The following is an 18,082-nucleotide window of genomic DNA, read 5'->3' as shown; positions in this document are numbered from 1 at the left end:
CTGTTCGTCAGTCAAAGTGCGATCCGTCGGTTGGTTGAAATGGGTGTTGCATGCGGGTTTCACCATTGCGCTTTTATTTCCCATTTGCCTCGCGGCTGAATTGGACTGAATGCGCATGAATAGACCACCGCGGAAAAACCGCGGCCGAATGAGTGAATACCCTTGGACATGCCTCAATAAAGCGGTATTAAAATTCGCACGGCAAGGCCGTAAAAAATCTCAAATTGTATCGGTCAAAATTTCGGCATTTTTTTGTGCATTTTGAGAGGTAATTTTTGCCGCAATCAGGCTCGACAGCGGTTTCACACCCGCCCATCCGAGGCCTTGCCCACCGAAACTTGCGCTTTTCCAACAGTTCTGCCGGGGGCGCCCGGCTCCATGAGTGTCATCATTCTTGCGCATCATTAAGCGAAAAAAATGCTTGTCGATTTTTTTAGGTAATTTTTATTTTTGAATCGATCGGTGGCACATTTTTTCCGGCATTTCGAATAAATTCGACGCGCGCTTTATCCGAATTGTATTTAACGCGCTTTTATTGATTCTCGACTTCGTGATAAAACTCGACGCATTCATCCAGCCTCGAGGAGAGTTCACCATGACAGCTCCGGCCCCGGTCACGCCCGCCGGCACCCGGCCCACCGCCGCCCCTTCGTCCACCTCCCCAACCGGAACCAGCGTCAAGCTCAAGGTTCATCCCGTGATTCTCGCGGGCGGCTCGGGCACCCGGCTGTGGCCGATGTCGCGCGAGCAGCATCCGAAGCAGCTGATCGGCCTGCTCGGCGACGAGTCGCTGCTGCAATCGACGACCCGCCGTCTCGACGGGCTCGAAGCCGGCTATCCGCTCGCTGGACAACTCGTGGTCGTCGCCAACGAAGAACAACGCTTCACGACGGCCGAACAGTTGCGCACGAGCGGCAAGCCGAGCCGGCTGATACTCGAACCGGTAGGCCGTGACACCGCGCCCGCGTTGACGGTGGCCGCGTTGTCCGTCGCAGCGCAGGACGAAGACGGCATCATGGTCGTGATGCCCGCCGATCACGCGGTCACCGACAGCGCAGGCTTTCACGCGGCGGTCGCCGCCGGCGTCCAGCATGCGGCCGCCGGCCGGATCGTGACGATGGGCATCGTGCCGACGCGCGCGGAAACCGGCTATGGCTATATCCGCATCGGCGCGCCGCTCGGTTCTGACGATGCGCAGGATGCTGGACAGACCGATGCATCGGCGCGCCTCGTCGCGCACCGCCTCGACAGCTTCGTCGAAAAGCCGCATCTGGAACTCGCGCGGCACTACGTCGAATCACGCGAATACTGGTGGAACAGCGGTATTTTCATCGTGCGCGCATCGACGTGGCTCCAAGCGATTCGCCATTTTCAGCCGGCCATTTACGGAGCATGCGAAGCGGCCTTCGCGGGCAGCACGGCGGACGGCGACTTCTTCCGGCTGCAACGCGATGCGTTCGGCGCGTCGCCGTCGAATTCGATCGACTACGCGGTGATGGAAAAGCTCGGCGCCGATCAGAGCATCGCGTCGGGCGTGGTCGTGCCGCTGATGGCCGGCTGGTCCGACGTCGGTTCGTGGGACGCGATCTGGGACATCTCCGAGAAGGACGCCGATCGCAATGTGAGCCGCGGCCGCGTGATGTTCGAAGGTGCGAACTCGACCTTCGCGCATTCCGAAGGACGACTGATTGCCTGCGTCGGCACGCAGGATCTCGTCGTCGTCGAGACCGCCGATGCGATTCTCGTTGCCGATAAATCACGCGTGCAGGAGGTCAAGAAGATCGTCAACCGGATTCGCGAGGATGGCGGGCTCGAAGCGGCCAATCATCGCAAGGTGCATCGCCCGTGGGGCAACTACGATTCCGTCGACACCGGCGAACGCTTCCAGGTCAAGCGGATCGTCGTGAAGCCGGGTGCGCGGCTGTCATTGCAGATGCATCATCATCGCGCGGAGCACTGGATCGTCGTGCGCGGCACCGCGCTCGTCACGCGCGGCGACGAGCGCTTTATCGTGTCTGAAAACGAGTCGGCTTATATTCCGCTCGGCACCACGCATCGCCTCGAAAACCCGGGCAAGATGCCGCTCGAAATGATCGAGGTGCAGTCCGGTTCGTACCTCGGTGAAGACGATATCGTGCGCTTCGACGATACGTACGGACGGCAATGACGCGCGACCGGCCGCGATAACGATGCGGGACCCTGCGGCGGCGCCAGGCGGCCGCGGGGTCCGCCGGGTTCACCCCACGTACGAGATGAGTTCTTTGTAGGTCGCCGAAAAGTGCTCCACGGTGCCGCTGTCGGTCGTCACCGCGGGCGTGCTCGTCACGCCCGCGCTCGCGGTGTCCGACGGATAGCGGCGCAGCGGCACGCGCAATGCATTCAGTGATGGCTTCAGCTGCCCGTGCAAAGGCGCGCCGTGATTGGCGCTGCCATCGATCGACGCCGGTTCCGGCACATGACGCAGGGCTGCCAACGAGCGGCTCGCCGAGCGCTGCACAGGGCTGCTCGATGCGGTTGCCGACGCAGGTTCAGCGGCCCTTGCCTCGGTCATCGCGGCGGCCGCCGCGTCGGTTGCGCATTCGCGATCGATCCACTGACGTGCCCAGTCGAGCGCGAATTGCTGCGCGTGCTGCGCATCCTCGAAGCGCGGGCCGACGAGGCCGGAGCGCTCGACACGCTTGCCGTCCCTGATGATCTCCGCCCACCCGCGATACATCGCATTCGGCACTTCCTCGACCACCACGTAGATCAGATAACCGCGCGAGTCGGCGACCTGCATGCCGCTCGGCGCGAGGGCCATCGTCAGCGACGGGCGCGGCTCGTCGGGCGGGAAGGTTCCGGCCGTGCCGATTGCGGCGGGTTCGACATGCGCCTCTGGCGCCGCGGCCGACGCGAATGTCGCCACGGGCGTGGCCGGCACTGCCGCGGGCCCGAGCCCCGACAATTGCCGCGTGATGTCGCCGATCGGATCGGCCGTGCGCCATTGGCTCAACGCACTCGCGACGCCGGGCGCCTGCCACGACTCGGGACTCTTCCACGACACGCCGCGCAGACTGTTGTCTTCGCGCGGGCTCGGGGTTTGCGCAACCGGCGCCACGGGTCTGGCCGTAACGGGCGGCGCCGGTTGGGGAATGTACGCGAAGGTGCGGCCGCTCTGCGACAGCAGGCGGACCATCTCCAGCAGAGTGCCGTTCAGTTGCCACTCTTCGAAGCGGCGACGGCACGTGGGACCGGACGGATAGCGGCCCGGCAGCTTCGACCACGGCTCGCCCGTGGTCATGATCCACAGCACCGCATTCGTCACGATGCGCGGTTCGGCGCGCGGCCGGCCGCGCCGGTTCAGACGGACGGCCGGCTCGTCGGAGACGAGCGGCGCGAGCAGCGCCCATTCGTCGTTGTTTAGCTCATCGAAAAACATTGGATTTTCTCCACGCGGCCTGGCCTGGCCGCGGCGTTGGGCCTGCCACGGATTCTTAGCGTTCACGACCCGTGTGCGGCCCTCGGTTGCACAAATTTGTTTTATCCGTTCGGCTCGCCGGAGCAGTCCGCCCACGCGTGGTGCGGCTCTTCCCTATTGCGAAGCACAAAACGCGGTCTCACTCGTGCACGGGAAAATTTCTGCACGAAGCATACCATCCCGTTGTTTGCATGAGTACAGTTGAGACAAGTGTTACGGATAGAAACAATCTTTTCCGTTTCGCTGCGTCGATTCTCGTATTGCCGTAACAGAAGCCGCGTGCTTACCTGGCACCGAATCGGTCTATTGCAAAGCACAATACAGCATTGCCGAACAGAATGCGCTTTAAAAACGCAATTGCCAATTCAGCACGCATTTCTATGCCATTTGATGATTGATGTGGTCAGCGGTGTCGAGCGTCGGCGAAAGAACGGCGACGCGCACGCGCGGTGACATCGAGGGGCGCATGCGGCCGCTGCGCATGCGCCGAGTTCGAGGCAAGAGCAAAGACGTTGAAGTCGCTTCGGGCGACACTACGGGCGCACTGGTTTCGATGCGTGCTCGCCGACGACGGTGGTCCATTCGCGCACGCGCCAGCGCGTGACTAGTCCGGATAGCACGTACGGATCGGCCTTGGCAAAGGCTTGTGCGACTGCCGGCGAGGTGCCGGTGAAGAGCAGCACCGCCTCGTCCGTCGGCTCGCTGAGCGCGCCGGCCAGCAGCAGTTCGCCCCGTTCGGCGGCAGCCCAAGCGAGTTTCAGATGCGCGTCGCGGTACTCGCCGCGTCGCTCCAGATAGTCGGGTACCAACTCGTACATCAACAGGTAATGCATGTAAGTCTCCTCGCAACGATGAAGGTTGACACCGGTACCGGCATGCATCGGAGCGCGATTCTGCACAACGGAGGCTGCCGAATTTCATGCCACTTTTCTATTCAGTTGCATTCGCAGCAATGCGGAAATTCTTATTGCCTGCTAGCAATAGATCCAAATACCTCGAACCGTAATTTCTATTCAAATAGCAAGGAATAGTCGGCACAACCAATCTGCATTGCATAACGAAATTCGCGCACTCGTTGATTTCGATCGTTTCAAACGCCGCATCACCGGTTGCTCCCCGCTACTCAGGGAAAACGAGCGCGCACCGCTGTCAACCGGAACGCATTTCGAGCCGTTCTGGCAGACGGCATTTGCCATAATGGATGCGCCGATGGGCCCATGGATGCCGTCGTCGCCCGCGCGCATAAACGATCAGAACGTTTTCACCACCGATGGAGTGTCCCATGAAAATCCAATCCGCTATCGCTACGCTGGTGTTGGGCGCGGTACTCGTATCGCCGGCGTTCGCGGCGAACAGCCAGCAGACCAAGATGGCCGACTGCAACAAGCAGGCCGGCGACAAGAAGGGCGACGAGCGCAAGGCGTTCATGCAAACCTGTCTTTCCGCGAAGCCGGCAGCCGCCGCGCCGATGAGCCAGCAGGACAAGATGAAGGCCTGCAACAAGCAGGCGGGCGACAAGAAAGGCGACGACCGCAAGGCGTTCATGAAGACCTGCCTGTCCTCGTCGGCGCCCGCCAACTGAGCGAGACGCGTAGCCGTTCCTCCAGCCGGCGCCCTGCCTGTCGACGCGGCGCCGGCGCATCGTTCCACCACGCGGCGCTCCGCTCGCCCCCTTCTTCGTAGCCCACCGGCGCAACGCGCCGTTTTCTTCTATGATGGCTGCGGAGACGGCCCTCCCTCACATATAGAACCAATCAAAACGGGGCCGCCATCTTGTCGTTGGTGCTACTGAGCATCGATCGGAGGCAAGGATGGTATCGAAGCACAAAAACCGCTGGTTAAGGCGGTGGTTGCTGGTCATCATATTTTGGGCTGTGCCCGTGGCGATCGTCGCGGTCAACGAGATCCGCGAGGAAATGTCGTACAACGCGGTCGATCTCGAGCGCGCGCTGACCACCTGGAATTTCACTCAGGCGCAGCGCGCCGCCGGCGCGCCCGCGCATTGCCATGGCAACCCCGACGACGCAAAAGCCGCCGGCTGCCCGGCCGACGTGCTGGCCGCCAACGCGCCGCGTCAGCAGGAGGCGATCAACGAATACCGCGTGCGCCGCTCGACGCTGTTCGCGTATCTGTGGCACGCGTTCGTCGGCTATTGGATCGTGCCGGCGGCGATCCTGTTCGCGATCGGCGCGATCATCGGCGTGGTGCGCCGCGCGCTGCGGCGCCCGCCCGCGGTCAAGAGTCCGGTGAATCACGGGTGAGCGGCGGCCGCGCCGCTGGTACTCCGCTGCCATTTGCTGCGTCGAAACAACACTTTCATTTCCATGTCGATGGGCCGCCGCGCCACGCGAAAATCGGTAAAAACAGGCGCATCGCGGGGCTGCGGCGAAGCGTCACCAAAATCGCCGCGCCTCGGGTGCTCGTCTGCTTCGCCTCCTACGAGCTTCGCTCGACGCGTACTTCGACGCCGCCCGGCGGGCCGGTCAAAATTACTGAAAAGCACCTTGCGATTAGCCTCAAACCCTTGTTCCATAAGGCTTTTCGCGTTGCCACGCAACGCGCCTTTTAGACCGGGCTGTGTTATAACTCAGAGGCAACCAGGCGACATCAACACGGTTGCGCCCCGGATCCACCACGGAGAAAAACGATGCAAAGACGACACTTCATGTTGAAGACGACCGCTGCGCTAGCTTTCGGAGGCCTTGCACTCGCCGGGTGCACGACGACGGGCAACACTCCGGACAATGCTCATGTCAACGCCTCGAAACGGCAGTCGATCGACGCCAGCGTCGACGGCACGCTGTCCAGGCTGTTCACGACCGTGCCGGGCTCGCGCGAGCTGGTGTCGAAGGCGCGCGGCGTGCTGGTGTTCCCGTCGGTGATACAGGCGGGCTTCATCGTCGGCGGTCAGTATGGCGAAGGCGCATTGCGAGTGGGCGGCGCGGCGGTCGGCTACTACAGCACCGTGTCGGGCTCGTTGGGCCTGACCGCGGGCGCGCAGTCGAAGGCACTGATCTTCCTGTTCATGACGCAGGATTCGCTCGACAAATTCCGCAACGCGGACGGCTGGTCGGCCGGCGTCGATGCATCGGTCGCGCTCGTGAAGATCGGCGCGAACGGCGCCGTCGACACGACTACGGCCACCGCGCCGGTGCAGGTTTTCGTGTTGACCAACGCGGGTCTGATGGGCGACGTGTCGCTGCAAGGCACGAAGGTCTCGCGGCTGAAGATCTGAGCGCGTTGCCCGGTACGCTTCGCTGAACACCTGCGCGCGTGCATCCCGAGACACGCGCAGGCTTTGCATCCAGATCGCATCGCGACGAAGGCCGCGCGAGGGACCCTGTGTGGGCCATCGCGCGGCCTTTTTTGTTGTGCGGTGTCGACGCCGGCGCTCATACGCCAGAAAACTCAGGCGCGAAAAAAACGGCGCCGCGCATCGCGCACCGCCGTTCTTCGCTTCAACAGTTGCGAACGATCCCGCTTCAAGCGCCCGACGAATCGATCACCTTGAACCGCGAGCGTTTCTGCGCGCGAATCACCGACTGATACGCCTCCACATACTGACGCGCCATCCGGTGCGACGTGAAGCGCTCCTCGAAGCGGCGCCGCACGCCCGCGCGCGGCACCTTGTGCAGCCGGTTGACGGCCGCCACCGCGCCGATCTCGTCCTCGACGATGAACCCGGTCACGCCCTCTTCGAGCACTTCCGGCACCGAGCCGCGATTGAACGCGATCACCGGCGTGCCGCACGCCATCGCCTCGATCATCACGAGGCCGAACGGCTCCGGCCAGTCGATCGGAAACAGCAGCGCATGCGCGCCCGACAGAAACTCTGCCTTCTGATGATCGGCGATCTCACCGATGTACTCGACGTACGGCAGGTCGAGCAACGGCCGGATATCGCGCTCGAAGTATTCGCGGTCGGCCGCATCGACCTTGGCGGCGATGCGGATCGGCATGCCGCAGCGGCCCGCGATGCGGATCGCCGTATCGACGCGTTTTTCCGGCGAAATCCGGCCGAGAAACGCGAGGTACTTCTGCTCGACCGGTTGCGGCGTATAGAGCTGCTCCGGCAGGCCGTGATAGACCGTGGTGAGCCAGCGCGCCTGGGGTAGAGGATGACGCTGCGCATTCGAGATCGAGATCACCGGCACCGAGTTGAAGGTGTCGAACACCGGCTGCTGCTCGGGCAGATCGAGCCGCCCGTGCATCGTCGTGACGAACGGCGTTTCCTGCCGCTTGAATACCGAGAACGAGTAATAGTCGAGATGGAAATGCAGCACGTCGAAGTCTTCGGCCTGGCGACGCACCAGTTCCATCAGCAGCATGTGCGGCGCGACGCGGTCGCGAATGCCCGGATCGAGCCGCAGCGCGCGCGGCCACACCGGTTCGAGCTTCGCGCTCGTGACGGAGTCGCCACTCGCGAACAGCGTCACGTCGTGGCCCTGCTCGACCAGCGCCTCGGTGATGTACGACACGACCCGCTCCGTGCCGCCGTAAAGCTTCGGCGGCACCGATTCGGTCAGCGGGGCGATCTGCGCAATCTTCATATTGTGTCTCCGTGAGCCGGTGGCTGCCGCGCAATCGCGATGCCGTCGGCGACGCCGAGTATGACAGCGCCATGACGTCGGATCAATTCACGCGGTCCCTAAGCGCCGCATGCATCGTCGCTACGGAGGATTATTCCCTGGTGTCGGTGGAAAAGCCGCAGGTCTTGCAATTGCTCGGTGTTGTTACATACGGCTTACATCCGGTGACACGGGGCCGCGCGCTGGCTTTGCGCGGTCTTGCGACTTCATCGCGCCATCACCGCGTCGTCATTTGTGGCCCCCACCCTCGCCCGATCGGCGCACGGGCACGCTGCGCAAATCTCTGAGAAAGCTGTCGCGCCATACACCGAGATCGTTCTCGCGCAGAGCGGCCATGTTGATCTCGTGACGCCGCTGGCGCGCGTCGAGCGGCATCTGCAGTGCGCGCTGCAAGGCTTCGCACATGCCGATCGCATCGTGCGGATTGACGAGCACCGCGCCGGAAAGCTCGGCCGCGGCGCCCGCGAAAATCGACAGCACGAGCACGCCGGGATCGTCTGGATTCTGCGCGGCCACGTACTCCTTCGCGACGAGGTTCATGCCGTCGTGCAACGGCGTGACGAAACCGATCTGCGACTCGCGAAACAGCGACATCAGCTTCCAGCGGTCGTACTGCTGGTTCAGATAGCGGATCGGCGTGTAATCGAGCCCCGAGTAGCGGCCGTTGATGCGCCCGGCCTCGTATTCGAGATCCTGGCGGATCTTCTGATACGTCGCGACGTCCGAGCGGGTCGGCGGTGCGATCTGCACGAGCGTGACGTTGCCGCGCCATTCGGGCGAGCGTTCGAGCAGCAGTTCAAACGCGCGAAACCGCTCGACCAGCCCCTTCGAATAATCGAGCCGGTCGACGCTCATGATCAACTTGCGCCCTTCGAGGCTCTGCTTCAGTTCGAGCACATGCTGGCGGCTTTCGTAGCGCTTGGCCTGCTCGGCGATTTCGTCGGGGAACACGCCGATCCGGTACACGCCGGTGCGCAGCTTGCGCCCGAACGCCTCGACGATGCCGTCGGCGCTGACCGTGCCGCGCGCGTGACGGGTCACGTAGTCGTGGAACGCCTGCTGGTCGGTGGCGGTCTGGAAGCCGAGCAGGTCGTAGCACGACAGCGACTTGACGAGCTCCTCGTGCGGCGGAATGTTGAGCAGGATCTGCGGCGCGGGAAACGGGATGTGCAGGAAGAAGCCGATGCGGTTCGTCACGCCCTCGCTGCGCAGCGCCTCGGCGAACGGGATCAGATGGTAGTCGTGAATCCAGATGATGTCGTCCGGTTCGAGCAGCTTGACCAGCTTGTGCGCGAGCCACGCGTTCACGCGCCGATATCCCGCGTACTCGTCGCGCTCGTAGCGCGCGAGGTCGTTGCGGTAGTGGAATACCGGCCACAGCGTCGCGTTCGAGAAGCCGCGGTAGTACTGGTCGTAGTCCTTGCGTGTGAGGCCGACGGTCGCGAAGGTCACCGCGCCGTCCTGCTCGAGCATCGGCCCCGCGTTGGCGACCGTCTCGCTGACCACGTCGCCGCTCCAGCCAAACCAGACGCCGCCTGCATCCTTGAGCGCGCCAAATACGCCGACGGCCAGTCCGCCCGCCGATCCCTTGGTCTCCGTCGGCGTCGCGACGCGATTCGACACGACGATCAATCGGCCCATAGTGCATGTCCTCCATTTCTTGCGCTGCGCCGCGCCGACTGCGCGGGCGTGGTGCGCCCGTAAAGAGCAATCGGTGTGCCCGGGCATCGTTGGGCGTGAGCGCGCTCGGCATTCGCGGCGCGCGATTCGTGATTGGCGCCCGGCGACGCGTGGCTAAGCCTGCTCCTTCGCCTTCTGCGGGACCTCGCCGGTGCCAGTGCGGCTGAGGCGGCTCGCCACCGGATCGGCTTCCGTATGCGCGGCGGTGCTGCCGGCGGGCGCCTGGCGGCTGCGCGGCAGCCAGTCGATCGGGCCAGCGCCGCTCGTCTCGAGTTCCGCCGACACCTCCGCACGCGCCCGCGGCAGGTATTCCGGGTAATGCCGGTGCACGAAATCGAGCAGCCCTTCGCGCACGCGGCAGCGCAAATCCCACGCAAGGCCGGAATCGGGCGCGCTGACGAGCGCGCGCAACTGCATCGCGCGCTCGGTGCAGTCCGTCACCTGCAGCACCTGCACGCGGCGGTCCCACTCGGGCGCATTCTCGACGATGCGCGCGAGCTCCTCGCGCAGCGGCGCGAGCGGCATCCGGTAATCGACGAACAGGAACACGGTGCCGATGATCTGCGAGCTGTTGCGCGTCCAGTTCGTGAACGGGTTTTCGATAAACCATTGCAGCGGCACGATCAGGCGGCGCTGGTCCCACAGCCGCACCGACACGTAGGTACCGGTGATTTCCTCGATGCGCCCCCACTCGTTCTGGATTACGACGACGTCGTCGAGGCGAATCGGCTGCGACAGCGCGATCTGCAAACCGGCGATCAGGTTGCCGAGCACCGGCCGCGCCGCGATACCGGCGACCAGACCGGCCACACCGGCCGAAGCCAGCAGGCTCGCGCCGATTTGCCGCACATTGGGCAAGGTCATCAGCGCACCGCCGACACCGATGATCACGATCACGATCATCACCGAGCGCGCGAGCACACGCGCCTGCGTATGGATGCGGCGCGCCTGCAGGTTATCGGCGCTATCGAGCGGATGAGCGCGGATGATCGCTTCGCCGATCGCCGCGGCCGAGCGCACCGACAGCCACGTCAGCGCGGCGATCAGCGCGATGCCGGTGATGTCGCGCACCGGTTCGATGAAGTTGAGGGTATCGGGCGCCTCGGACCAGACCCACGCGAACACGAGGATCACGAGGACGAACAGCGACGGCTTGTCGATATAGCGCAGCACGACGCTCGTCAGCGCATGCGGTCGCGCCAGACGCATCACGACGCGCGCGCCAAGGCGGTGAACGCCGATCGCCACGATCGTCACGAATGCCGTCACGATCAGCGCGCCGAGCCACGTATGCAGCGGCGCGGCGGCCACGCGGTAGAAGTCGTCGATAGTAGGCATAACGGGCATCTTCCTCCGGGCTCGATGAGCGGCGGCGCGCCTGCGGGACTACTGACATCCGGGGGCGCCCCCAGCGGGAGCGACGACCCCGACACCCAAGGCGCTCGACGGCGCCTCAGGCGTTACAACGGGTTCTTCGATGCGCGGCGGTTATCGATCAGCCGCCGCTCTTGCACGGAAACGCCTTGCCGAGACCCAGCGAAATCGCCGTGCTAGCGTTGTAGCCCGCGGCGTTAGGATTCTCGGCGATGTACTTGCGCACGGCGTCGGTCAACTGCGCCGAGCGCGCATCCGGCGGCAGGCAGAAGTACTGGCCGACGCGCGGACCGGTGGTGCCGCCGATCGCGTCGATCGTGTTGAAGATGCCGTCGGCCGCGCCTTCTATGTAGGCCGCGCAGGCGCTACGCGAAGCGATGTCCGTCTTGGTGCACAGCTTGTTGAGGTCGCCTCCCGTAAACGCGGCTGCCGAAAGCGGCAAGGCAAGCGCGCTGGCGAAAATCAATGCCCGCAGCATGGTGTTCCTTTTCCAGGGTTGTTTATCACGCGGTCTTTCTGCCGCGTCCGGGCGGCGCGCTACGCGGCGCGCCGAAGTCGTCATTCTGCACTGTTTTACACGGCGGCAGCAGGCCCGCTGCCGCGCGGCTCGGACAAAACCGCAGCAAAACGGCAGAGCCTCCCGGGCCCGCCGCACCGCCTGCCGACAGCGTCATTGTTTCTGCTGCTGGGTCTGCTGCATGCGGGCCGTGAGTCCTTCGACGACGTCCGGCTCCTTGTAGGTCTTGGCGAAATCGAGCGCGGTCATGCCGATCTGGTTTTTCACCGACAGGTCCGCGCCGTTGTCGAGCAGCAGCTTGACCGTCGACACGTGGCCGCCGCGCGCGGCCATCATCAGCGGCGTGGTGCCGTTCGGCGAGCCCGTGTCGACGTAGGCCGAGTGGTCGAGCAGAACCTTGACGATGTCGTCGTGGCCGTTGGCGGCCGCGTAGTGCAGCGGCGCCCAGCCCTTCTTGTTGACCTCGGCGTCCTTCGCGATCAGCAGATTCACGAGGTTCAGGTCGCCGACCAGCGACGCCATCATCAGCGCATTCTCGCCGGCCTTGTCCTGAATCTCGATGTCGGTTTTCGGATTCGCGAGCAACGCGGCCGCGACCTTGTCGGATTTCTCGCGCGCGGCGATCACGAGCAGCGGCATGCCCTGATTGTCGACGCTGTTCGGGTCCATGCCCTTCGCGAGCAGCTTGTTGACGCCGCTGACGTCGTCGAACTTGACCGCCTTGATGAGCGTGTCGATCGGCGCTGCATGCGCGGGCACCGCGACCAGCGCCGCGCAGGCGAGCGCGGCGGCGCACGCAAGACGGCGTGCCGGCGCGAGAGCCCGGGCGCCCGGCCCGGCGGACAGCGGTTGGAAAGCAGCGGACGACGTCGAAATATTTTTCATATGGTACTTTAGGAAAGCTTCCTATCTCTTTGATGTTACTAGGCTTTTTCAGACACCGGCCGGCGCGGCGATTCCGAACAGCCTGAAGAAGTTTTGCGTGGTTGCGGCGGCCAGCGCCTCGTCCGGCATCTCGCGTTGCTGCGCGATGAAGCGTCCGACATAACTGACGTACGCAGGTTCATTCGGCTTGCCGCGATACGGCACCGGCGCCAGATACGGCGAATCGGTTTCGATCAGCAGACGCTCGAGCGGCACGCGGCGCGCGACCTCCTGCACATCGGTCGCGTTCTTGAACGTGACGATGCCCGACAGCGAAATGTAAAAATTCTGCGCAAGCGCCTGCTCGGCGATGGCCCACGGTTCGGTGAAGCAATGCATCACGCCGCCCGGCACGCCCGCGCGCTCCTCGGCCATGATGCGCAACGTATCTTCCGACGATGAACGGGTGTGGATGATGAGGGGCTTGCCGGTCGCGTGCGCGGCGCGGATGTGCGTGCGAAAGCGCTCGCGCTGCCACTCCATGTCGGCGATCGAGCGGCCTTCGAGGCGGTAGTAGTCGAGCCCGGTTTCGCCGATCGCGACGACCTTCGGGTGCTCGGCCAGTTCGACCAGTTCGGCCACGCTCGGCTCGCGCATGTGCTCGTGATCGGGATGCACGCCGACCGACGCGTACACGTTGTCATGGCGGCTGGCGATATCCAGCACCGACGGCAGCGTTTCGAGGTCCACTGACACGCACAGCGCGTGCGACACCGAATGGCTGCGCATGTTTTCGAGCACTTGCGGCAGACGGTCCGCGAGTCCTTCGAAGTTGATGTGGCAGTGTGAATCGACAAACATGGTCAGGTCCTGCGAAAAAAGGGCTTTGCGGCCGGGCGACGGCGTGGCCGGGGCCACTTGGGACGGCTCAGATAGCGTGCTCAGGTAGCGTGCTCAGGTAGCGTGCTCACGTAGCTTGCTTAGGTAGCGTGCTCAACTCGCGTGCGCAACTCGCTTGCCAAGAATCACCAGATCACGCTCGACGCCGTCCAGCACCGCGACGCGCGGCAGCGTGCCCCATGCGTCGAAGCCGAAGCCGCGGAACAGCCGTACGCTCGCTTCATTGTGACCGAACACGAAGCCGAGCACCGTGTCGATGCCAAGACCCGGTGCCGCGTCGAGCGCCGCCGCCAGCAACTGCTTGCCGAGACCCTGGCCGCGCGCGCTTTCGTCGAGATAGATGCTGACTTCGGCGGTGCGCTGGTAGGCCGGACGCCCATAAAAATCGGAAAAGCTCAGCCACGCGATCACGCGGCCCGCCTGCTGCGGATCTTCGACCACCCACAGCGGCCGCTTCTGCGGGCCGTGCGCATGAAACCATGCATGCCGGCTCTCGATGCTGATCGGTTCGAGGTCCGCAGTGACCTGACGCGACGGAATCGTCGAATTGTAGATGGCGACGATCGCGGGCAGATCGTCGAGCGTGGCGTCGCGGTAGGAAAGGCTCATGGTGGCTTGGCTTGAATGGAATGAGACGGAAGGCTGTCTGGCTGCGGGCTCACGCAAACAGCGCGCGATAGCCGATGAACAGTTCCTCGAACACGAGCCGCGGGTTGAGCGGATGGTTTTCGACCGCGCGCTGGCGCGTGACGGTGCGCAGAAAGCGTGCGAATGCATTGGCGTCGGCCTGCGCGGCGCAGCGCGCGAGCGCGGCCGACGCCTGCGGGAAATAGCGCGGCGCGCCAGCGGTGCGCTGCGCGAGCAGATCGTACATCCAGCGCTGCAGCCAGCCGAGCACGAGCGGCACCGGCAGCTTCTGCAGCGCCTCGCCACAGGCGAATGCGTCGCAGCCGGCGCCGGCCGCGAGCTGCTTGAGCGTCCAGTCGCGCAGCGGACGGTTCTCGTCGCTGGCGAGCGCGAGCGCGGCGAGCGGCGCGCCGCCCGCTGCGGGGCGCAGGGGGGCGGCGTATTCGAGGCGTGGGGGGGGGACCCACGGCGCGGCGGTGTCCGGCGCTGGCACGCTCATCGGCCACTGACGGCAGCGGCTGATGATGGTCGGCAGCAAACGGTCGATGCGCGCCGACACCATCAGGAACACGACGCCCGCGGGCGGCTCTTCGAGCGTCTTCAGCAACGCGTTGGCGGCCGCGACGTTGAGCGCCTCGGCCGGATACAGCACGACCACGCGCGCGCCGCCGCGGTGCGAACCGACGCCGACGAAGTCGAGCAGACCGCGGATCTGTTCGATCTTGATTTCCTTGCTCGGCGTGCGGGTCTTCTTGCCTTCGTCGCCATCGGCTTTTTCGGCCTTGTCGTCGGCGCCGTTCGCGGCGTTCGCGAGACCGGCTTCGGCGGCGAGCGCCTCCGGCACGACGATGCGGTAGTCCGGATGATTGCCCTGCACGAACCAGTTGCAGGCCGCGCACGCGCCGCACGGCTCGCCGTTCGGCAGCGGCGCCTCGCACAGCAGGCCCTGCGCGAGGTCCTGCGCGAAGCGCAGCTTGCCGATCCCCGCCTGGCCGTGCAGCAACAACGCGTGCGGCCAGTGGCCGCGCAGCTGCTGCAGGCGGTTCCAGTCATCGGCTTGCCACGGATAGATCATCGTTTGTCTTTTTGAATCAATTGGTTGCACGCGTTACTTCAGCTGGCGAATCAGCTTGTCAGGTGGTTATAAGAATCAGCTATATCATCTTGAAATCAAAGAGTTGCGATCAACTCTTCAAGCTGCTTCTGAATTCGCACGATGCTCTGCGAAGAGTCGATGATAGCGAATCGAAGCGGCGCTTCTTCGGCGCGGCGCATGTATTCGGCGCGCGTGCGCTCGAAAAACGCCGCCGACTCGCTCTCGAAACGATCCGGGTTGCGCGCCGCGCTGCGCCGCTCGTTGGCGACGGCGGGCGGCAGGTCGAACAGCACGGTCAAATCCGGCTGGAAACCACCCTGCACCCAGCGCTCGAGCGTCTCCAGCTTGTCGCGCGGCAGGCCGCGGCCGCCGCCCTGGTACGCGAAGGTGGCGTCGGTGAAACGGTCGGACAGCACCCAGTCGCCGCGCGTGAGCGCCGGCTCGATCACCTCGGCCAGATGCTGGCGGCGCAGCGCGAACATCAACAGCGCCTCGGTTTCGAGGTCCATCTTCTGATGCAGCACGATCTCGCGGATTTGCTCGCCGAGCGGCGTGCCGCCGGGCTCGCGCGTCATCACCACTGAGCGGCCGCTCGGCGCGAGCTTCGCCTCGAGGCGTTCGCGGAACCAGCCCAGATGGGTGGTCTTGCCCGCGCCGTCGATGCCTTCAAACGTTATGAATTTGCCGCGCGCCATCATTGCCCTCGAATGTATTTGTCCACGGCTTTGTTGTGTTCGCCGAGGGTGTCAGAAAAGATGCTGCTGCCGTCGCCGCGCGACACGAAGTACAGCGCGCTGCTTGGCGCCGGGTTCATCGCCGCCTGCAGCGACGCGACGCTCGGCAGCGAGATCGGCGTCGGCGGTAGGCCCATCCGGGTGTAGGTATTGTAGGGAGTGTCGGTCTGCAGGTCTTTCTTCCTGATGCGGCCGGCGTAGCTGTCGCCCATCCCGTAGATCACCGTCGGGTCGGTCTGTAGCGGCATGCCCGCGCGCAGACGGTTGGCGAACACGGCGGCGACGAGTGCCCGGTCGGACGCCTTGCCGGTTTCCTTTTCGATGATCGACGCCATCGTCAGCGCGTCGTACGGCGTCTTGTACGGCAGGTTCGGCGCGCGCGCGAGCCACGCTTCGTCGAGACGCACGCGCATCAGCCGGTACGCGCGGCGGTAGATGTCGAGGTCGCTAGTGTCCTTGTCGAACAGGTAGGTGTCCGGGAAAAACAGCCCTTCGCCGTTGCCGATCGACGCCTCGGGCGCGCCGATTGCGCTCAACAGATCGGCGTCGCTCATGCCGAGCGTGTCGTGTTTCAGCGCGGGATTCGCGTCGAGCTCGGCGCGCATGCGCTTGAAGGTCCAGCCTTCGATGATCGTCGCCACGTATTCGTTGACGTCGCCGCGAGCGATTTTCTGCAGCACCTCGTAGGGGGTGATGCCGCTCTTGAACTCGTAATTGCCGGACTTCAGGTCGCTTTGCAGGCCGAGCAGCCGCGTCATCGCGATGAACAGCTCGGGTTCGACCGGCACGCCGCCGCGATTGAGCTGCAGCGCGACGCTGCGCAGGCTGCTGTGCGGTTTGACGGTGACGTCGAGTTGCGCCGGGGTCAATTCGAGCGGGCGGGTGGCCCAGAAGTATCCAGCGGCGATGGCCGCCGCGGCCAGCACAACGACGAGCGCGCCGGCTGCGAAACATTTCTTGAAAAGGGTCATGCGAAACGTGACTGGGTTGGACTGAATATAATAACTGTTTGCCTTAGCCAAAGTCAGAATTGACTGTTCCCGGAATCCATGAACACACCGCTCGTGAACGCCCCTGGTAACGCTTCCGGTCTCGCTCCCACCGCGGCGGCACCCGCCGCCTTGCCCATCCTGCCGCGCCCGTCGGCCGAAGAATTCGCTGCCGTGCTGGAGCACGGCGCGTACATGCCGCTGTCGCAGTTCGGCGTGATCGACACGACCGGCGACGACGCGGCCAGCTTCCTGCACGCCCAGCTGACCAACGACGTCCAGCATCTCGATGCCGCGAACGCGCGCCTCGCCGGCTACTGCTCGGCCAAGGGCCGGCTGCTCGCGTCGTTCCTAAGCTGGCGCAGCGGCGACACGATCCGCCTGCTGGTATCGAAAGACGTGCAGGCCGCTGTGCAAAAGCGCCTGTCGATGTTCGTGCTGCGAGCAAAAGCCAAGCTCGTGGACGCGAGCGGTGAACTCGCGGTGGTCGGCCTCGCGGGCGACGTGCGCGGCGCGCTGTCCGGCGTGTTCGACGCGCTGCCCGACGGCGTGCACGTGCAGGTCGACGGCACCGCGGGCACGCTGATCCGCGTGCCGGACGCGTTGGAGCGGCTGCGCTATCTGTGGATCGGACCGAAGGCGCAGGTCGAAGCGCTGCTGCCGTCGCTGGACGGCAAGTTGAAGCGCGTGTCGCCGGCCGTTTGGGACTGGCTCGACATCCGCGCGGGCGAGCCGCGCATCACGCAGCCGGTCGTCGAGCAGTTCGTGCCGCAAATGGTCAACTTCGACGTGCTCGGCGCGGTCAATTTCCGCAAAGGCTGCTATCCGGGTCAGGAAGTGGTCGCGCGCAGCCAGTATCGCGGCACGATCAAGCGGCGCACGTCGCTCGCCAACGTCGCCGGCGAGCTTGATACGGTGCGCCCCGGCGCCGAGCTGTTCCACTCGGACGATCCTGGCCAGCCGTGCGGGATGATCGTCAACGCGGCATCGGCACACGGCGGCGGCGTCGATCTGCTGGTCGAGATCAAGCTCACGGCGCTCGACAGCGGCAGCGTGCATGTCGGCGCGGCCGACGGCCCCGCGCTGCGCTTCCTGGCGCTGCCCTACGGGCTGCCGGCCGAGGTCTGATCGTTGGGCAGGTAAGAAGCGGCGCAATCGGGCGCCGTTTTTTATTGGCTGCTTTATTCTCGTCTGATTTTTGTCGCTTTCTTTGCCGTCTGCCTTTGCGGCATCAGGCGGCCGCCCCATGCTCTGA

At 64.6% G+C, this 18,082-nt stretch carries 19 protein-coding genes; 6 read left to right on the top strand and 13 right to left on the bottom strand.

Translation table 11 applies throughout. The annotated features are described in order from the left end of the window. Positions 1-219: 219 nt before the first annotated feature. Positions 220-405 carry a hypothetical protein gene (locus AB4Y34_RS28030; protein WP_368717855.1) on the bottom strand — a complete coding sequence of 62 codons (186 nt, stop codon included), beginning with the start codon at positions 403-405 and terminating at the stop codon, positions 220-222. A 190-nt stretch (positions 406-595) separates the two neighbouring features. Between AB4Y34_RS28030 and AB4Y34_RS28025 the strand changes: the two genes are divergently transcribed. Further along, positions 596-2,167, top strand: coding sequence for a mannose-1-phosphate guanylyltransferase/mannose-6-phosphate isomerase (locus tag AB4Y34_RS28025; RefSeq protein WP_368717854.1), 1,572 nt, complete (start codon positions 596-598; stop codon positions 2,165-2,167). Between the two features lie 69 nt (positions 2,168-2,236). Here the strand turns inward: AB4Y34_RS28025 and AB4Y34_RS28020 are convergent, their stop codons facing one another. Both AB4Y34_RS28020 and AB4Y34_RS28015 read right to left on the bottom strand, forming a co-directional pair. Continuing rightward, on the bottom strand, positions 2,237-3,418 hold the full coding sequence (locus AB4Y34_RS28020) for a transposase (protein ID WP_176377800.1): 1,182 nt from the start codon (positions 3,416-3,418) through the stop codon (positions 2,237-2,239). 572 nt (positions 3,419-3,990) lie between these two features. Then, positions 3,991-4,290, bottom strand: coding sequence for a YciI-like protein (locus AB4Y34_RS28015; RefSeq protein WP_368717853.1), 300 nt, complete (start codon positions 4,288-4,290; stop codon positions 3,991-3,993). A 449-nt stretch (positions 4,291-4,739) separates the two neighbouring features. Here AB4Y34_RS28015 and AB4Y34_RS28010 point away from each other — a divergent pair, with 449 nt between their 5' ends. The 4 genes from AB4Y34_RS28010 (at position 4,740) to AB4Y34_RS27995 (ending at position 6,692) form a co-directional block, all read left to right on the top strand. Beyond that, entirely contained in the window at positions 4,740-5,039 is a 300-nt protein-coding gene (locus AB4Y34_RS28010; protein ID WP_018431983.1) for a PsiF family protein, read from the top strand. Positions 5,040-5,268: 229 nt separating this feature from the next. After that, entirely contained in the window at positions 5,269-5,718 is a 450-nt protein-coding gene (locus tag AB4Y34_RS28005) for a hypothetical protein (protein WP_176377802.1), read from the top strand. Then, the gene (locus tag AB4Y34_RS28000) at positions 5,715-6,026 is read left to right on the top strand and encodes a hypothetical protein (protein ID WP_368717852.1); all 312 of its coding nucleotides are present in this window, start codon (positions 5,715-5,717) and stop codon (positions 6,024-6,026) included. Before AB4Y34_RS28005 ends, AB4Y34_RS28000 begins: the two co-directional genes overlap by 4 nt. 78 nt (positions 6,027-6,104) lie before the next feature. Beyond that, positions 6,105-6,692, top strand: coding sequence for a YSC84-related protein (locus AB4Y34_RS27995; RefSeq protein WP_368717851.1), 588 nt, complete (start codon positions 6,105-6,107; stop codon positions 6,690-6,692). Positions 6,693-6,939: 247 nt separating this feature from the next. Here the strand turns inward: AB4Y34_RS27995 and AB4Y34_RS27990 are convergent, their stop codons facing one another. From AB4Y34_RS27990 to mltG, 10 genes are all read right to left on the bottom strand, one after another. Then, the gene (locus tag AB4Y34_RS27990; RefSeq protein ID WP_176119827.1) at positions 6,940-8,007 is read right to left on the bottom strand and encodes a glycosyltransferase family 4 protein; all 1,068 of its coding nucleotides are present in this window, start codon (positions 8,005-8,007) and stop codon (positions 6,940-6,942) included. Between the two features lie 267 nt (positions 8,008-8,274). Next, on the bottom strand, positions 8,275-9,687 hold the full coding sequence (otsA, locus tag AB4Y34_RS27985) for an alpha,alpha-trehalose-phosphate synthase (UDP-forming) (RefSeq protein ID WP_176377805.1): 1,413 nt from the start codon (positions 9,685-9,687) through the stop codon (positions 8,275-8,277). A gap of 153 nt (positions 9,688-9,840) precedes the next feature. Beyond that, positions 9,841-11,064 (bottom strand): mechanosensitive ion channel family protein, encoded by a 1,224-nt coding sequence (locus AB4Y34_RS27980; RefSeq protein ID WP_368717850.1) that lies wholly within the window; start codon positions 11,062-11,064, stop codon positions 9,841-9,843. Between the two features lie 157 nt (positions 11,065-11,221). Then, on the bottom strand, positions 11,222-11,578 hold the full coding sequence (locus AB4Y34_RS27975; protein ID WP_176377807.1) for a Rap1a/Tai family immunity protein: 357 nt from the start codon (positions 11,576-11,578) through the stop codon (positions 11,222-11,224). 192 nt (positions 11,579-11,770) lie between these two features. Next, the gene (locus AB4Y34_RS27970; protein WP_176119828.1) at positions 11,771-12,502 is read right to left on the bottom strand and encodes an ankyrin repeat domain-containing protein; all 732 of its coding nucleotides are present in this window, start codon (positions 12,500-12,502) and stop codon (positions 11,771-11,773) included. Positions 12,503-12,550: 48 nt separating this feature from the next. Continuing rightward, positions 12,551-13,342 (bottom strand): TatD family hydrolase, encoded by a 792-nt coding sequence (locus AB4Y34_RS27965; RefSeq protein ID WP_368717849.1) that lies wholly within the window; start codon positions 13,340-13,342, stop codon positions 12,551-12,553. 132 nt (positions 13,343-13,474) lie between these two features. Next, positions 13,475-13,990 (bottom strand): N-acetyltransferase family protein, encoded by a 516-nt coding sequence (locus AB4Y34_RS27960; RefSeq protein WP_368717848.1) that lies wholly within the window; start codon positions 13,988-13,990, stop codon positions 13,475-13,477. A gap of 49 nt (positions 13,991-14,039) precedes the next feature. Next, positions 14,040-15,083: a DNA polymerase III subunit delta' gene (locus AB4Y34_RS27955; protein WP_368717847.1), complete on the bottom strand. Its 1,044-nt coding sequence runs from the start codon at positions 15,081-15,083 to the stop codon at positions 14,040-14,042. A 95-nt stretch (positions 15,084-15,178) separates the two neighbouring features. Then, positions 15,179-15,799 carry a dTMP kinase gene (gene tmk, locus AB4Y34_RS27950; protein ID WP_176377811.1) on the bottom strand — a complete coding sequence of 207 codons (621 nt, stop codon included), beginning with the start codon at positions 15,797-15,799 and terminating at the stop codon, positions 15,179-15,181. Further along, on the bottom strand, positions 15,799-16,809 hold the full coding sequence (gene mltG / locus AB4Y34_RS27945; protein WP_176377812.1) for an endolytic transglycosylase MltG: 1,011 nt from the start codon (positions 16,807-16,809) through the stop codon (positions 15,799-15,801). The genes tmk and mltG overlap by 1 nt, the downstream gene beginning before the upstream one ends. A 78-nt stretch (positions 16,810-16,887) precedes the next feature. Here mltG and AB4Y34_RS27940 point away from each other — a divergent pair, with 78 nt between their 5' ends. Further along, positions 16,888-17,955 (top strand): folate-binding protein YgfZ, encoded by a 1,068-nt coding sequence (locus tag AB4Y34_RS27940; protein WP_368717846.1) that lies wholly within the window; start codon positions 16,888-16,890, stop codon positions 17,953-17,955. The last annotated feature ends 127 nt before the right edge of the window (positions 17,956-18,082 follow it).

The sequence above is a fragment of the Paraburkholderia sp. BR10954 genome, assembly GCF_040965775.1.
Lineage (GTDB): Bacteria > Pseudomonadota > Gammaproteobacteria > Burkholderiales > Burkholderiaceae > Paraburkholderia > Paraburkholderia youngii.
This window is presented reverse-complemented; position numbering and strand designations above follow the sequence as displayed.